We start from the raw sequence: 14,620 nt of genomic DNA on the forward strand, positions 1-14,620 counted from the left end.
TGTGGCTCAATGAACGGTTTCTAAGGTGGTCGCGGGGGATGGGTTGCTGGCCGCCTCGGGGCCAGCGATCGAGACGAATATGTCGTGCAAACTCGGCCGGACCGTCTCAAAGTGTTCGAGGTCCCCGGCGGCGGCTAGCGTGCTGAGCACGGCGGGACGGGCGGTCAAATCGCTCAGCAGCAGGTCATAATCGGTTCCGTGGCTGAGCACGGTTTCGACACCCGGCAGATCGCTCGGCAAGGGGCGACCGGCAGCCATTCGCACTCGCAAACGCGGCTGGCCCTTGTTCAAACGAATATCATCGAGCGTCCCCTCGAGCACATTGCGGCCGCGGTAAATCATCAACACGCGATCGCACATCGCTTGGGCGACGTCCATGTCGTGCGTCGACAAGATCACCGTGGTGCCGTTGCGGCGCAAGTCCCGCACCGCCTCCCTGAGGAGATCCAAGTTGACGGGATCAAGCCCGCTGAAAGGTTCGTCGAGGATGGCTAGTTTCGGTTCGCTAATCACCGCCGTGATGAACTGGACTTTCTGAGCCATACCCTTGCTCAATTGGTCCACCCGCTTGTTCGACCAACCGGTCATGCCAAGTGCGTCGAGCCAGCGGTCAATCGCATCATCCGCATTGCGGACTTGTTTCAGCCGGGCAAAATATCGCAATATCCGCCGCACAGTCATCCGCGGGTATAATCCTCGTTCCTCGGGCAAATAGCCGAGGCGATGATCGGCCGTGCGGCCTGCGGGTTGTCCGAGCACGCGGACTTCGCCACTGTCAGGCTGATAGATCCGCAAGATCATTCGCATCGTTGTCGTTTTTCCAGAACCATTAGGCCCGATCAAACCGAACAGCGACCCGGCGGGAACCACAAAGCTCAAATTATCGATGACCAACTGCGCGCCAAAGCTGCGGTGGACATTGGTCAGTGCGACCGTCTCAGCATCACTCATGAACGTGATTCCCAAAATGAAAAAAGCGGACTCAGCAGGGTGGCTCAATCAGGCGGGCTAAATCACGATCGGCTTTTGCAAAGCGCGACGGACCGGGACCCATTGTCCAGCGTGCATCATGCGGTGCGTGGCAATCAGTACCAACACATGGCCGGCGGTGGGGAACATCCCTCGCAACGATTCTGGACTGGGGGCGTCTAAATCGGCATCCGACAAAGAGTCGAGTGCTCCGCGGATCGCTTGTGCCGATTGGTCGAACAGGTCCAAATAGGCTTGCTTGCCATGAAATTGGCTGCTGTCATTCGAATCGGCGGTCGCTTTGGAGTGTTGTTCCGCGAATCCCTCCGGAAGCACCAGTTCGTGGCCGGGGCAAATGCCGGCCAATAAACTGCTTTCCGAGGCAATTAAGTGCCCCAACTGCCAAGCGATATGCTGACAATCAGGGTGTGGCCGAGTCATCAGCTCGGCATCCGTCAAATCGGACAAGTATCCTTTCATAACCATGTCGGAGGTCATGAGCGTGGCGGCGATCGCTTCGGTGGCTTTCATCATGAAAACTTAATAAGAGGAATATCGTAAGGTGGCCGCGGAGCAAATTCACGCGGCGCAATCATCATCGTGTCGACAGCATACGCGATTCGTTGGCCGACCGCCGCTAGGGATGGCAGCTGCGAAGATAAATTAGGGGGCTGAATCGCATAAGATTTGCAGCGCGGGTTGCTGCGCCGGGATCGCGCCGCTGGCTACCGCTCGTTGGTAAAGGCAAGTCAACGAGTCGCGTCCGCGGGCTGCCAAGTTTTGTGTCCATTGATTGACATACAGGTCGACGTGGGAAAATAACACTTCGTCAGAAAATTCTTGCGCGTGGGCTCGCATCGAAACCAGGGCCGACTGCCTGTTCGCCATTGCATATTCGATCGAAGTGGCAATTGCTTGTTGCACTTGCTGAATTTTTTCCGCCGGTAAATCTAACCGGCAGAGAATCCCGCCCAGGGCGAGCGGTTGACCGGTGGCTTGCTCCCACAGCGTGCCCAGGTCGGCGACGCAGTCCAACCCTTGAGCTTGCCAAGTAAAACGTCCCTCGTGGATACAGACTCCAAAGTCGGCCGTGCCGGTTTGCAGGGCGGGCATGATTTCCGAGAAGACAACTTGCTCGACTTGGCCGCAGTCGGGGAAGAACATGCGATACAGCAAATGAGCCGTGGTGTGTTGGCCCGGGCAGAGCACGCGGTCGGGTGTTTCTCCGTCAGCCAACGACGCGTTGCCGCGGGGTCGCGATTCTTGCCGCGCGGCCAACAGCAGCGGGCCGACGCCGAAGCCCAATGCCGAACCCGAGGGGAGCACGCCGTAGCGTTTTGACAGCAGCAAGGCGGCATGAAAACTCGCTTTGGCGACGTCGAATTCCCCCGCGAACAACCTTCGGTTCAGCTCCTGCACGTCCAACAGTTCAATTTCCAGATCAATCCCCGGCACGGTCACATGACCAGTTAGAATGGCGTGGAAGGCAAATGTATCGTTAGGGCAAGTGGAGATTCCCAGCCGCAGTTTTGTGTTGGACATGGTTCACTATCGAGCGTTGTGAATTAAGCGCGGGCTGGAGGGCCACAAAGGGTTAACAGCATCTCGGCGACAGCGGTCAACGCGGGGGTGATCTGCCAATGTTTTTGCCGGCGATCTCCCACCAGGTTTGAAAACCCCCGCACGATCGTCAAGGGAACGTTGCGGTTGCGACAAGCGGCGGCGACACCGAAGCCTTCCATATCCTCGCCGGCCGCCGGGGCAAAACGCACGCGACGCTGTTCGGCCTCATCCAGATTGTCCGAGGGGACGCAGACGGTGAGCAGGGATTCCAGCCGGCAGGCACCCGCCGGGCAGATTAAATCATCGAGGTGATTGGGCAGGCTCGGGTCAAAGCCCAACTCGTGCCCCGATTGCAAACGTTCGCCGCCAGGGACGCCAATTCCTTCCAGTTGGACCGATTGAAAGACTGCCGCCGAACCAATTCGCTCGCCCGTGAAGCAACCGGCGATACCAGCCAGGATGAGCCTGGCTGGTTGGAGATCGGCGATGGCGGCCATCGTGCTCACCGTTGCGGATACGGGGCCAAAGCCACAAGTCACCGCGGGGTACTGGCAATCACTGGCGGGTGCCAGCGAATTTAAGATATCCAGCTCCAGTTGCGTGGGCACCAACACCAGCGTGTCGTTGTGGGTCAAGCGAGCGGAGGCCGGCACCAGCAGTGGGCGTGGGCTCATTCGTCTGTCTTGGGTAGCGGGATTTCCTTGTCACCTTGGCGAAGGAAAGGATCACGCACTTGCTCACCTTGAATCGGCTTGATTTCCCGCAGCCAAATGTTGCGGAAGCGGACGGGGTTGCCGTGGTCCTGCAGTGAAATCGGGCCGGTTGGTGGATGGGCCGTATAGCGTGGCGGGCGATTGTAAGGGGTGTCACCGAGCAGGGCAAAGTGGTTGAGAATCAGCACGCCGTTGTGAACCGCTGTCACATAAGCGGGTGAGGTCAACGAGCCATCTTCGGCGAAGCGTGGCGCGGTCCAGAAGATATCATAGGTGTTCCATTCTCCCGGTGGTCGCATGGCGTTGACCATCGGAGGCGTTTGCTTGTAAATCGCGCCCGCTTGGCCATCATGATAAGTTTCGTTGTCATAAGAATCTAACACTTGGATCTCGTAACGCCCCATCATGAAGATGCCGCTGTTGCCACGTCCTTGGCCCGATCCTTTCGCCGGCGTGGGGGCCGACCATTCAATGTGTAATTGACAATCACCAAAACTGTCCTTGGTGGTGATTTGTCCTTTGCCGGTGACCAGGTTGCCGTCGCCGATTGTCCATTTGTCCGCATTCAACCAGGCGGACGCGTCGCTGCCGTCGAACAGGACGATCGCATCGGCGGGTGGCGCCGTGTCACTGCTGCCCGGATCGACGATGGGCGGCTTTTCCCATTTGATGCCGTTGAGATATTCTTGGGCCGCTAGATGGGTTGAGCTGGTGGCAAGGGCGAATCCGGCGAAGAGTAGGGATGTGGCCAGCAGCCGGCGGGGGGTGATTTTGGAGTGGGGCAATTTCATTAGCAAGGTTCCTGGGTGGGTAAAGCTGTGATGGTTTTCCAAACCGCTAGCATATTCCCTAGCGTGCCAGTTTGCAGCAGTTCCTGAGCTGATTGTTTTCGGTTGTATCAGTCGTTGAGCGCTACTCGCGGTTTCGGGGAACCGCACGCTGGCGCGTAGCGGCTGATCGCGGAAGTTAATTATTCGGCCGGTTTGAGCGGGGAGAATTCCAGCCGGAACGATTCCGATTCGCCCTTTTCAAATTCGACGCGGGCAGTTTTTTTGATGCCGATACCGGTTAGTTTTGTGATTCTTCCGTGTCCGTATTTAGGGTGTTCGACCAGCATCCCGACGCTGAATCTCTCCGCGGAGCCGCCAGGATTACCATCAGCCGGTTGCCGCTGTTGGGAGAGCAGGTTGGCGGCGGTTGTCACGCCGCTTTGAAATACGCGTTGCTGTGCTTGCAGTTTGTCGGCTGCTTGCAACTTGTCGGGAAGTTGCAGTTTATCGGGGAGTTGATAATTGGTGGGTTCGGGTAGTTCTCGCAGTTGGGAAAAATCGTCATCGTCATCCATGTCGGGAGTGATATCCCAGCTTTCGGGATAGTCATGCGATTGATCGAGTTCATCGTAGCCGGCTGGGCCGAAGCGATGCGCTGCCGGATCGGAGCTGTCGATGATCGTCATGGTGTCCCGGGGGAGTTCCATCAAGAAGGAACTGGGAGCGGCGGGGCGCGACTCGCCACGGAAGGCGCGGCTTTTGACACAAGATAGTTGTAAGCTTTTTTCGGCACGCGTGATCCCGACAAACAGCAAACGACGCTCTTCTTCCAGTTGGGCATCGCTATCCATGCTGCGTTCGTGTGGCAGCAAGCGATTTTCCACGGCGATGATAAAGACGTGAGGGAATTCGAGCCCTTTGGCGGCATGTAAAGTCATCAAAGTGACGCGATCGTCGGTAGCCTCAAAGGCGTCGGTGTCGCTGACCAGGGCGACTTGTTCGAGAAAAGCTTCTAGCGAGCCTTGTTCAGGAAATTGACGGTCGAATTCAACCGCCGAAGTGATCAATTCATTGACGTTTGCCAAGCGATCGTTGTCGGATTCGTCGGCTAGCGTTTTGAGGTATTTTTCGTAACCTGTTTCCGCGATGGTGAATTTCAGCAGCTCGGTTAAGGACGCGGTGGCTTTGCTTTGCAAGCGATCGAAGAGCTGCACGAACTCGAGGGCTTTCTTGGCTGAGCGGGCCGCCAAGCCGCTGATTTGGTTCGCCTCGCGGGCCGCTTCCAAGAGGGGAATGCGGTTGTTGTTGGCGTGTTGCAACAGCAACTTGATCGTCTTGGCACCAATTCCCCGGGTGGGAGTATTGATGATCCGCTGCATCGCCATGTCATGGGCCGGGTTATTGATCAAGTGCAAGTAGCTGAGCAGATCTTTGATCTCTTTACGCTGATAGAATTCCAGGCCGTTGACGATTTGATAGGGAATTCCGCGGGAGCGAAAAGCGTGTTCCAGCGAACGAGTGAGGGCATTCATGCGGCAAAAGACCGCCACGTCGCGGGGCCGCATGGTCCCGGCGATGACTCCGTTGGCGACTCGCTCGGCGATATCATCCGCTTCTTCATAGCCCGTATTGTAAATACGCATCACGGCTGGCTCGCCGGATGGATTGTGCGTGAAGAGGTCTTTGTTTTTGCGACGTGTGTTGTTGCGAATTAATACATCGGCTAGGTGCAGGATTTCGGGCGTGCTGCGATAGTTCTCTTCCAGTCGCACGAGTTGAACTTGGGGATAATCCTTTTCAAACCCCAGGATGTTACTGATGTCGGCACCCCGCCAGCCATAAATCGATTGATCGGGGTCACCCGTGACGGCCAGGTTGGGGTGGCGGACACTGAGTGATCGCACGATGGCATATTGGGCGGTGTTCGTATCTTGGTACTCATCGACCATGATGAAGCGGTGTTTGGCATCGAGTTCGCTGCGCAGCTCCGCATGGTCTCTCAGCAGGAACGCGGAGTGCAGCAGCAGGTCGTCGAAATCGACCGCGTTGGCAGTTAAGAGCAGTTGTTGATAGACGGCGTAGACTCGGGAAGCTACGTAATCATTGGAATGCAGCGGAACGTCTTCGAGAGCGGCGGGGGGAACGAGCTTGTTTTTGAAACGACTGATTGCCGCAGCAATTTTGTCGGGGGTATGATGGCTGAGGCTGACATTCGCCGCCTCGATTGCTCGGCGAACAGCCTGTTTTGATTCGCTGGAATCAATAATCGAATAATTTTCGCGGAGACCGACCAGCGGGGCGTACTGCCTTAAGAGGCGTGCGCAAAAGCGGTGGAAGGTGCCAATCCAGACCGGTTGACCGGGCGCCAAGCGATCGACTCGCTGGCGCATTTCTTCTGCCGCCTTGTTTGTAAACGTCAGGGCGGTGATATTCCATGGTGCGACGCCTTGCGAGATAAGATGGGCAATGCGATGGGTAATGACGCGAGTCTTGCCACTGCCAGGGCCTGCCAAAATCAGCAGCGGACCCTTCTGGTGGGTTACTGCAGCGCGTTGTGGCTCCGTCAAATCCCGCAGGATCGCATCCATGGTGTTGCTTTCCAAAAGCGACGTGGTGAACAATTGGGAATCTATTGTACAGAGATTTTGCCATGCCGGTATCGAGTTCAGGGGCGAAAAACGTGCTGGGGGCTCCGTTGGAATTGTGCGGCAGCGATCCAGTGACTGGTTTTTACCGCACGGGCTGTTGCGATACAGGACCCGATGACGCGGGTTTACACATTGTGTGCGCGATCATGACGGCTGAATTTTTAGAATTTTCCAAGCAGCAAGGCAATGACTTAAGTACTCCCAACCCGCTCTACCGTTTTCCCGGATTACGGCCTGGCGATCGCTGGTGCCTCTGTGCGGCGCGTTGGCGGGAAGCGTTTGAAGCGGGGCTGGCCCCCCAGGTGGTGCTGTCCGCGACGCATATGTCGGCCCTCGAATTCGCTTCCTTGGAGGAGCTCAAATCGTACGCCGTGGACTAATGCGGTCTTGACGCTAATTCCTAGTGATTTCTATGCTTATGGGTTCCCCTAGCACACCCGGGATGGTTTGGAATTTCGATGAAAAATGAACGACGGCACGAGCTGCAACAAAACGAACTCGCTGACCAACTGGTCAAGGCGCGAACTTGGATCGAGCCCTACGTGGTGCCGATCCTCGTTGCCGTGATCTTGGTTGCCTTGATCAGCGGTGGATATAACTTTTTCAAGTCGCGAGCGGTCAGTCAGCGGAGCGAAGCGACTTTCGATTTGTTGTTTAGCACAATTGCCGAGCCGGGTGGCTCCGAGGATGCCGAAGCGTACAACGCGGTGACGACCAAATTCCCCGAAACAGCCGCTGCCGAGATCGCCGCATTGTCCAAAGCCGATGTTTATTTGGCCAATGGCGTCGATGCGATGTTCACCGATCGCGAGGAAGCCAAAGGTCTGCTGGACGATGCCGAAAAGGCATACCTTCAAGTCACCACCGAGTCGACTTCCACGCTGATGAAATCTCGCGCTTTCTATGGTTTGGCGCAAACGCTGGAGAGCAAGGGTGACGTCGAGGGTGCTAAGGAAGCTTTTCAGACGGTAATCGATCTGAACGAGTCAGAAGCGATGAGCAAAGCAGCTGCCCGCCGGCTAAAGTCACTCGATTCGGCCGATATACAGGCCTTTGTCAGCTGGTTTGCCCAGCAGCAACCAAGCGCTTTTGATCCGGCCGCCTCGCCGGGAATGCCCTCCGGGACCGGGCTGCCCGGTTCGCCCGATATGCAGTTCCCCGGTGTTGCTCCCCCGGCCACCGGCGATGGCGAAGTGGTCCCCGGTTTGACTGACGCGTTGAACAATGCCCTCGGTGGTACGACCTCGTCGGAACCGTTGCCCGAAAATCCAGATATTGAGGTGCCCGCCGAAGGTACGCCAGTCGAACCCCCGGCCGCAAACGATTCGCTAATCGAAGTTCCCGCAGAACCAACTGAACCTGCCATGGACTCGCCAGCGAGCGAAACGCCCGCTACGGAACCCCCAGCTACGGAACCCCCTGCGACAGAACCAGCTGCCACGGAACCTCCTGCGACAGAACCTCCTGCGACAGAACCTCCTGCTACGGAACCACCTACCACGGAACCTCCCGCGACGGAATCTCCTGCGACAGAACCTCCTGCGACAGAACCTCCTGCGACAGAACCTCCTGCGACAGAACCTCCTGCGACAGAACCTCCTGCGACGGAACCTCCTGCCACGGAACCTCCCGCGACGGAACCCCCAGCTACGGAACCCCCTGCTACGGAACCTCCCGCGACGGAACCACCTGCGACAGAACCACCCGCTACGGAACCTCCAGCTACAGAACCACCTGCTACAGAACCCCCCGCTACAGAACCACCTGCTACAGAACCCCCCGCGACAGAACCTCCTGCTACGGAACCAGCTCCTGTTGAGGAGCCGCCTGCTGCGGAAACTCCAGCCACCGAACCACCTCCGGCCGAGGAGCCGCCAGCGGACGAACCTCCTGCTGGAGACGAACCTCCAGCTTTATCTCAAAGTGACCGCTCTTGAACGACGCAACGCATTCGTCTGACCAGCCGTTTGACGAAGAGGAACTGTTGGCTGATGAGCTGACCGAAGAGGAGTTAGTGGAGAGCGGGGCTGAGCACGCTGCGGTGTCGCCCATTCGCGACGTGGTTGTGCCCGAAAGTGGCCAAGGGATGCGGCTCGACTTGTTCTTGACGCAGATGACCGACGGGTACAGTCGCGAGCAAATTCGTCGCGCGGTGCAGAATGACGGTGCTGAGGTCGACGGCAAGTGCAAGCGGCCGAGTTTTCGTCTCCGCGCTGGGCAGAAAGTTAGTTTTCGCGTCCCCGAGCCGCTGGTCGATGGGCCGGTTCCCGAAGCGATTCCGCTCAATTTGCTGTACGAAGACGAAGGCATGGTGGTTGTAAACAAGCCACCAGGGATGGTCGTGCACCCGGCTCGCGGCAATTGGACCGGTACGTTAACCAGTGCCTTGGCGTACCATTTTCAGTCGCTCTCAGATGTTGGCGGACCGACTCGTCCAGGGATTGTTCACCGGCTCGACCGCGACACCAGTGGTGTGATCGTGGTGGCCAAGACAAACGCCGTGCATATGCATTTGGCGGAACAGTGGGCGGAGCGGACGGTGGTGAAGACATACGTGGCGATCACGATTGGTAAGTTAGACCACGATCGCGACATGATTGATGCGCCGATTGGTCGCCATCCTTATCAGCGGGAGAAAATGGCGATCCGCGATCGTCACATCACCAGCAAGCCGGCGCGGACATTTTACGAAGTCTTGGAGCGATTTCCGCGTTTTACCTTGGTCCGCTTGACTCCCGAAACGGGACGAACGCACCAAATTCGTGTGCACCTTGAGCACAAAGGTTGTCCAGTGCTTTGCGATCGCCTCTACGGTGGCCGCTCGGTGGTGACGGCCGACCAGTTGCGGGCATCGGCCGCGTGCGGGGTGCCTCCCAGCGGCGAGGTGCTGCTCGATCGCCAAGCGTTACACGCGGCCCGTCTGGAATTAAAGCATCCGCAAACGGGGCGTCCGATGGTGTTCGAAGCCCCGTTGCCTGCCGATATGGTCGGTGTGCTGGAGCGCCTGCGAGCCATGTAGGCTGCGGCTAGTGATGGTGCCCGTGGCGAACGATCTGGCCTTCGACCATGAAGATCACATCTTCAGCTAGATTTTCCGCCAAGTCGGCGATTCGCTCCAAGTGCCTCGCGGCGCTGAAGCAATGCAGGGCTGGTTCGACCTCGCTGGGGTTTTGCTTCATGTGGTCTTGCAGTTCGACAATCACTTTTCGATTCAGTTGATCGACCGTGTCATCGCTCTTGATCACGGTGCGAGCCAAAGCCACGTCGGTATCGACAAAAGCATCGAGCGCTTGACGGACCATCGTGCTGGCTTCCCGGACCATGGCCTGCAAATCATCGGGGATGGGGAACAGCGGGTGGAGATTCAATGCTTCGGCCCGCTCGGCGATGTTACAAGCCAAGTCGGCCATCCGCTCTAGATCGCTGTTGATCTTGATGACCATCGTCAGCCACCGCAGATCGCTAGCTACAGGCTGGTGGAGGGCTAACAGTTTGAGGCACTCTTCTTCAATTTTGACTTCCCGGCTGTCGACGATCTCATCCGTCTTAATGACTTCGCGAGCCAGATCGGTGCGGCGGTCCCGTAGCGCTTGGAAGGCTTTGGCGATCATCTGTTCCACGATTCCAAACAAGGATAGCAACTCGTGGCGCAGTTGATCCAATTCGCGTTCCAAATGTTTCGACATCGATCCCTCAGTGGAGAATAAAAGAAACTGACATGTCTGCTCTTATCTTAGCCAAACTTACCGGTGACGTAATCTTCCGTTTCTTTGCACTGGGGGTTGGTGAAGACTTGTTTGGTGGCGCCCGCCTCGACCAAACGCCCTTCGTAGAAGAACGCGGTTTGGTCGCTGCAGCGGCCCGCTTGTTGCATGTTGTGGGTGACGATAATGATCGTGTATTGCTTGCGCAGTTCGTAGATCAAGTCTTCGATCGCCAAGGTGCTGGCCGGGTCGAGTGCCGAGCAGGGTTCGTCCATTAGCAAGACTTCGGGGCCAACGGCGATCGCCCGCGCGATGCACAATCGTTGTTGCTGGCCACCGGAAAGCCCCAAGGCGGGGGCGTGCAGGCGATCTTTGACTTCGTCCCAAACGGCCGCTTTTCGCAACGCCCACTGGACGACGTCTTGCAATTGGCTGCGAGTGCACCGCATGTGTAATTTGGGGCCGAACGCCACATTTTCAAAAATGGTTTTGGGGAAGGGGTTCGGTTTTTGGAAAACGATGCCGATGCGACGTCGCAGGTCGACCACGTCGGTGGAGCGGGAGAGCAAGTCGAGGTCACCCATTTTCGCCGTCCCGGTGGCTCGCGCCGTGGGGATCGTATCGTTCATCCGATTGATCCACCGCAGCAACGTGCTCTTCCCGCAACCGCTGGGACCGATCAGTGCCGTGACGTGCTTGGCTGGTATCCTCAGCGTGATATCGTGCAACGCTTGGAAACTGCCGTACCACGAGTTCAGGTTCGCCACTTCGATCGCGGCCGGCGTCTTGCTGAGATCGACATCCACTTGAATGCGCGACGCTGGCTCTTGATCGGGCGAACTGGCGTTGTCTTGCATGGTGCTTGATTTTTGCGACATGACCGGTTCGAAATAAAAACTAGCTCAGCGGCTTCTGGAGTTTCTGTCTAATCAAGACAGCGACCGCGTTAAAGGATAGCAAAACAATGAGTAACAGAATAATCGCCGCCCCGGCGATGTCCTGGAAATCTTCTTGCGGACGCCCCGCCCAGTTAAAAATCTGCAGTGGCATCACGGTGAAGTCGTCCATCAAATTACTGGGCGCCTGGCGAATAAACACCACTCCGGAAATGATTAGCAGTGGTGCTGCTTCCCCAATCGCGCGACTCATCGACAAAATCGATCCCGTCATGATACCGGGAATCGCCGACGGCAGGGTGACATTCCAAATGACTTGCCAGGGAGTCGCCCCCAGCCCCAACGCGCCAGCTCGCAGCGACGAGGGGACCGAGCGTAACGCCTCTTGGCTGCTGATGATCACGATCGGCAAGATCACCAACATCAACGTCAGCGCGCCGGCTAGGACTCCGCGACCGAACGGCAGCCGGAAATAGTACCAGGAGGCTTTCGGAACTGGGCCTCCTTCGCTGTCGCTGAAGACGGTGTAAGCCAAGACCGAATCGTCGTTCGGGTAGGGATCGCCTGGCTCAATCACGTGGATGCGAATCGGATTCAGCTCGAAATCGTAAGCCGCCATCTCGTCCACCAAAGTTGGGCGTGGGGCGTCGGGACCGGCAACGGGGATCATGATCGAGCGATCCCCTTCACTCATGAATTGGTAGTACGTATTGGCACCGAATTCCAGCGAAGCGTTCGGGTTTTTCGGATCGCTGAACAAACCAAACATGGTCACAAAAGCGGTCAGTCCCAAAATCCCGTAAACAATGCTGGGGACGCCCGCCAAGTTGGAGATGTTGAGCTGGATCAAGCCGTGGAAATACTGGCCGATGCGAGTTCGCGGTGGGAATTCCTCGATCAAGATGGCGGTCGCCACGCCGATCGGCAAAGTCATCAAACCGCACAACCCACAGACCCAAATCGTGCCCCACATCGCGGGCCAAATGCCAGCTTGGGATGCTTTGTCATCGGGCGGGTTGAGGATCAGCCCCAGGCTTAAGGAAGGCACGCCTTGGATCAAAATCGACGCCAACAGCACGATTAGAATTGCCACCGAAACGGCCGCGGTGGCAATGCAAATTCCGTGGAACGTGCTGTTCTTGGTGGCACGACTGGCCGTGCTTCGCTTGGGGGCTCGCTGGATCGATTGCTCGATCGCTGCCGGGGGTCGATTTTTCATTCGTACTTCTCGCGAAATCGCTTGCGGACCACGTTGCCAACCATTGTCAGGCTGAGCGTCATTAGGAACAACGTGAAGGCGACCGCGTAAAGCGAGTAATAAGCTAAGTCAAAGGTGGAGACGTCACCGGTTGCCATCTGCACCATGTAGCCGGTCATCGTCTGAATATCGTCCCGCGGATCAAAGGTGACTCGAGCCCGACTTCCAGCCGCTAGGGAGACAATCATCGTTTCGCCGATGGCCCGCGCGGCGGCTAACAAAAAGGCGCTGATGATCCCACTGAGTGCGGCTGGGACGACGACTTTTACCGCCACGTCAAACCGTGTTCCTCCCAGCCCGTAAGCGGCTTCGCGGAGGCTGCCAGGTACCGCTCGCAAGGCGTCTTCCGACAGCGAGCAGACTGTGGGCAAACACAAAATTCCAACCGCAATTCCGGCCGCCATGGCGTTATAAATGTTGAAGCCGTCGTCAATCCACTGCAGAAAAGGAGTGATCGTGGTAAGAGCGAAAAAGCCGTACACCACGGTGGGAATCCCGGCTAAAATCTCCAGCACCGGTTTCAGCACCGCCCGCACCTTCCGCGGAGCAAATTCACTCAGATAGACCGCCGTGATTAAACCCAGCGGCAAAGCGATCAACATCGCGATCACGGTGATCAGCGTGGTCCCCGAGATTAACGCCCAGATCCCAAAACTTCGCGATCCACCCAGCCTGGGATTCCATGTAGTGCTGCCGAGAAAATTTCCCAGACTAACGTCGGGCGACTGAAAAAAGGTCACCGTTTCTTTTAGCAACACGCCCAGGATGGCGACGGTGATGAAGACTGAAAAAGCCGCACAGGCGATGAGCACAACGTAGATCGATAACTCCCGCGCGCGAGTGCCTCGCAGCGAACGCCGCGGCGCGGTAAAGACCGCCTGGACAGATTGATCCAAAACGGCGATCTGTTGGTTAACTGGCGAAGACATGCGGTGGGGTCACCGGCAAGAGTTAAAAACCGACGCGGTTGGCGTCCACATAGACTTCGACGACCGGTCCTTGTCGCTTCTCACCCTCGGCGGTGACATAGTGAGTCCCCGACTTTCGCGCTTTCACATTTTCGCTGGCTCGCTCGTAAATCGCCGCCGGCAATGAAACGTAGCCCTTTGATTTGGCCAGCTCGGGCGCGTTGTCCAAGTAGAAGCTGATAAAGCGTTTGACGTCGGGGCGGCGAAGCGAGTCTGATTTGGCGTAGATGAACAGCGGCCGACTGAAGGGAGCGTACTCGCCCGATTCAATTTTATCCGCATCCGGCATAACCGCTTGCCCCGTCTCGGGGTCGACCACCGCAACCGCTCGCAACTTGTCACGGTTTTCTTCGAAATATGCGACACCGAAGAACCCAATCGCATCGGGTGAGCCGGCCACGCCGGTGACCAACACATTATCGTCCTCGCTGGTGCTGATGTCGTTGCGAATTTCGCCATCCTCCCCGGCAATCACTTCGCTGAAATAATCAAAAGTCCCCGAGTCGGTGCCCGGTGCAAAGATCGCAATTTCCCGCTCGGGCCAGCCAGCCCGCACGTCGGACCATTTTTTCGCACTTCCGGAAACGGTGAAAATCTTTCGTAACTCGTCCACCGTGATCGATTCGACAAAATCATTAGCCGGATTGACCACGATGGTCAGTCCGTCATAAGCCACCGGTAATTCGATAAACTCCAGACCATTTTCCACGGCGGCGGCGAATTCTTCAGGCTTGATCGGTCGCGAAGCGTCGGAAATTTCGGTTTCACCACGGAGGAAACGGCGAAAACCAGCCCCCGTGCCGGAAGAGCCAACTGGGATATTGACGTTCGGGTACTGCTTCATGAACTGCGAAGCGGCAGCTTCGCTGATCGGAAACACAGTGCTCGAACCATCAACCAAGATTTTGCCTTGCAATTCTTCGTTGACTTCGGGGCCGCCCTCACCCCCCGCTTCGCCCGCTGCGGGAGTCGAGCGATCACAGCCGGTGAAAGTGAGCGCCATGATCACTCCCCAGATGGCCAACAACTGCGGCAAAACTTTCCAGCTCTTCATCATTGCGTCTCGTTGTGCGTAAAGGAACAGCGTCGTGTCGTATCAGGAGCTTGACAGAAATCGCTCATTTTTTGCGA

The 14,620-nt window shown here is 57.2% G+C and carries 14 protein-coding genes; 3 read left to right on the forward strand and 11 right to left on the reverse strand.

The genetic code is table 11. From position 1 onward, the window contains the following. Positions 1-6 precede the first annotated feature (6 nt). The 6 genes from SH139x_RS01955 to SH139x_RS01980 all read right to left on the reverse strand — a co-directional run bounded on the left by SH139x_RS01955 (position 7) and on the right by SH139x_RS01980 (position 6,603). Complete coding sequence (locus tag SH139x_RS01955; RefSeq protein ID WP_488353610.1) at positions 7-951, reverse strand: ABC transporter ATP-binding protein; 945 nt, start codon at positions 949-951, stop codon at positions 7-9. A gap of 57 nt (positions 952-1,008) precedes the next feature. After that, a complete protein-coding gene (locus SH139x_RS01960) occupies positions 1,009-1,503 on the reverse strand; it encodes a DinB family protein (protein WP_488353611.1) in 495 nt (164 codons plus the stop codon). A gap of 129 nt (positions 1,504-1,632) precedes the next feature. Beyond that, on the reverse strand, positions 1,633-2,511 hold the full coding sequence (locus SH139x_RS01965) for a 1,4-dihydroxy-6-naphtoate synthase (RefSeq protein ID WP_488353612.1): 879 nt from the start codon (positions 2,509-2,511) through the stop codon (positions 1,633-1,635). 23 nt (positions 2,512-2,534) lie between these two features. Further along, positions 2,535-3,206: a phosphorylase family protein gene (locus SH139x_RS01970; RefSeq protein WP_488353613.1), complete on the reverse strand. Its 672-nt coding sequence runs from the start codon at positions 3,204-3,206 to the stop codon at positions 2,535-2,537. After that, complete coding sequence (locus SH139x_RS01975; RefSeq protein WP_488356140.1) at positions 3,203-4,015, reverse strand: 3-keto-disaccharide hydrolase; 813 nt, start codon at positions 4,013-4,015, stop codon at positions 3,203-3,205. Before SH139x_RS01975 ends, SH139x_RS01970 begins: the two co-directional genes overlap by 4 nt. Positions 4,016-4,215: 200 nt before the next feature. Then, on the reverse strand, positions 4,216-6,603 hold the full coding sequence (locus tag SH139x_RS01980; protein ID WP_488353614.1) for an ATP-dependent helicase: 2,388 nt from the start codon (positions 6,601-6,603) through the stop codon (positions 4,216-4,218). Between the two features lie 62 nt (positions 6,604-6,665). Here SH139x_RS01980 and SH139x_RS01985 point away from each other — a divergent pair, with 62 nt between their 5' ends. The 3 genes from SH139x_RS01985 (at position 6,666) to SH139x_RS01995 (ending at position 9,682) form a co-directional block, all read left to right on the forward strand. Then, on the forward strand, positions 6,666-7,043 hold the full coding sequence (locus SH139x_RS01985; protein WP_488353615.1) for a DUF2237 family protein: 378 nt from the start codon (positions 6,666-6,668) through the stop codon (positions 7,041-7,043). A 78-nt stretch (positions 7,044-7,121) separates the two neighbouring features. After that, the gene (locus tag SH139x_RS01990; RefSeq protein ID WP_488353616.1) at positions 7,122-8,600 is read left to right on the forward strand and encodes a YfgM family protein; all 1,479 of its coding nucleotides are present in this window, start codon (positions 7,122-7,124) and stop codon (positions 8,598-8,600) included. 149 nt (positions 8,601-8,749) lie between these two features. Further along, a complete protein-coding gene (locus SH139x_RS01995) occupies positions 8,750-9,682 on the forward strand; it encodes an RluA family pseudouridine synthase (RefSeq protein WP_488356141.1) in 933 nt (310 codons plus the stop codon). A 7-nt stretch (positions 9,683-9,689) separates the two neighbouring features. Here the strand turns inward: SH139x_RS01995 and phoU are convergent, their stop codons facing one another. Genes phoU through SH139x_RS02020 form a run of 5 tightly spaced genes read right to left on the reverse strand, consistent with a single transcriptional unit; the run spans position 9,690 to position 14,546 of the window. Beyond that, positions 9,690-10,349, reverse strand: coding sequence for a phosphate signaling complex protein PhoU (gene phoU, locus SH139x_RS02000; protein ID WP_488353617.1), 660 nt, complete (start codon positions 10,347-10,349; stop codon positions 9,690-9,692). Positions 10,350-10,396: 47 nt separating this feature from the next. Then, a complete protein-coding gene (pstB, locus tag SH139x_RS02005; protein WP_488356142.1) occupies positions 10,397-11,224 on the reverse strand; it encodes a phosphate ABC transporter ATP-binding protein PstB in 828 nt (275 codons plus the stop codon). Between the two features lie 40 nt (positions 11,225-11,264). Continuing rightward, entirely contained in the window at positions 11,265-12,482 is a 1,218-nt protein-coding gene (locus SH139x_RS02010) for a PstA family ABC transporter permease (protein ID WP_488353618.1), read from the reverse strand. Beyond that, entirely contained in the window at positions 12,479-13,450 is a 972-nt protein-coding gene (gene pstC / locus SH139x_RS02015) for a phosphate ABC transporter permease subunit PstC (protein ID WP_488353619.1), read from the reverse strand. The genes SH139x_RS02010 and pstC overlap by 4 nt, the downstream gene beginning before the upstream one ends. A gap of 22 nt (positions 13,451-13,472) precedes the next feature. Further along, on the reverse strand, positions 13,473-14,546 hold the full coding sequence (locus tag SH139x_RS02020) for a PstS family phosphate ABC transporter substrate-binding protein (RefSeq protein WP_488353620.1): 1,074 nt from the start codon (positions 14,544-14,546) through the stop codon (positions 13,473-13,475). Between the last annotated feature and the right edge of the window lie 74 nt (positions 14,547-14,620).

The sequence above is a fragment of the Kothea flammea genome, assembly GCF_052161645.1.
GTDB lineage: Bacteria > Planctomycetota > Planctomycetia > Pirellulales > Pirellulaceae > Laterigemmans.

Coding starts and splice junctions, on each gene's coding strand:
- SH139x_RS02010 (WP_488353618.1), bottom strand. CDS start 12,482: ATGAAAAATCGACCCCCGGCAGCGATCGAGCAATCGATCCAGCGAGCC.
- pstC (WP_488353619.1), bottom strand. CDS start 13,450: ATGTCTTCGCCAGTTAACCAACAGATCGCCGTTTTGGATCAATCTGTC.
- pstB (WP_488356142.1), bottom strand. CDS start 11,224: ATGCAAGACAACGCCAGTTCGCCCGATCAAGAGCCAGCGTCGCGCATT.
- SH139x_RS01990 (WP_488353616.1), top strand. CDS start 7,122: ATGAAAAATGAACGACGGCACGAGCTGCAACAAAACGAACTCGCTGAC.
- SH139x_RS01970 (WP_488353613.1), bottom strand. CDS start 3,206: ATGAGCCCACGCCCACTGCTGGTGCCGGCCTCCGCTCGCTTGACCCAC.
- SH139x_RS01955 (WP_488353610.1), bottom strand. CDS start 951: ATGAGTGATGCTGAGACGGTCGCACTGACCAATGTCCACCGCAGCTTT.
- SH139x_RS01965 (WP_488353612.1), bottom strand. CDS start 2,511: ATGTCCAACACAAAACTGCGGCTGGGAATCTCCACTTGCCCTAACGAT.
- SH139x_RS01985 (WP_488353615.1), top strand. CDS start 6,666: ATGCCGGTATCGAGTTCAGGGGCGAAAAACGTGCTGGGGGCTCCGTTG.
- SH139x_RS02020 (WP_488353620.1), bottom strand. CDS start 14,546: ATGATGAAGAGCTGGAAAGTTTTGCCGCAGTTGTTGGCCATCTGGGGA.
- SH139x_RS01980 (WP_488353614.1), bottom strand. CDS start 6,603: ATGGATGCGATCCTGCGGGATTTGACGGAGCCACAACGCGCTGCAGTA.
- phoU (WP_488353617.1), bottom strand. CDS start 10,349: ATGTCGAAACATTTGGAACGCGAATTGGATCAACTGCGCCACGAGTTG.
- SH139x_RS01960 (WP_488353611.1), bottom strand. CDS start 1,503: ATGATGAAAGCCACCGAAGCGATCGCCGCCACGCTCATGACCTCCGAC.
- SH139x_RS01995 (WP_488356141.1), top strand. CDS start 8,750: ATGCGGCTCGACTTGTTCTTGACGCAGATGACCGACGGGTACAGTCGC.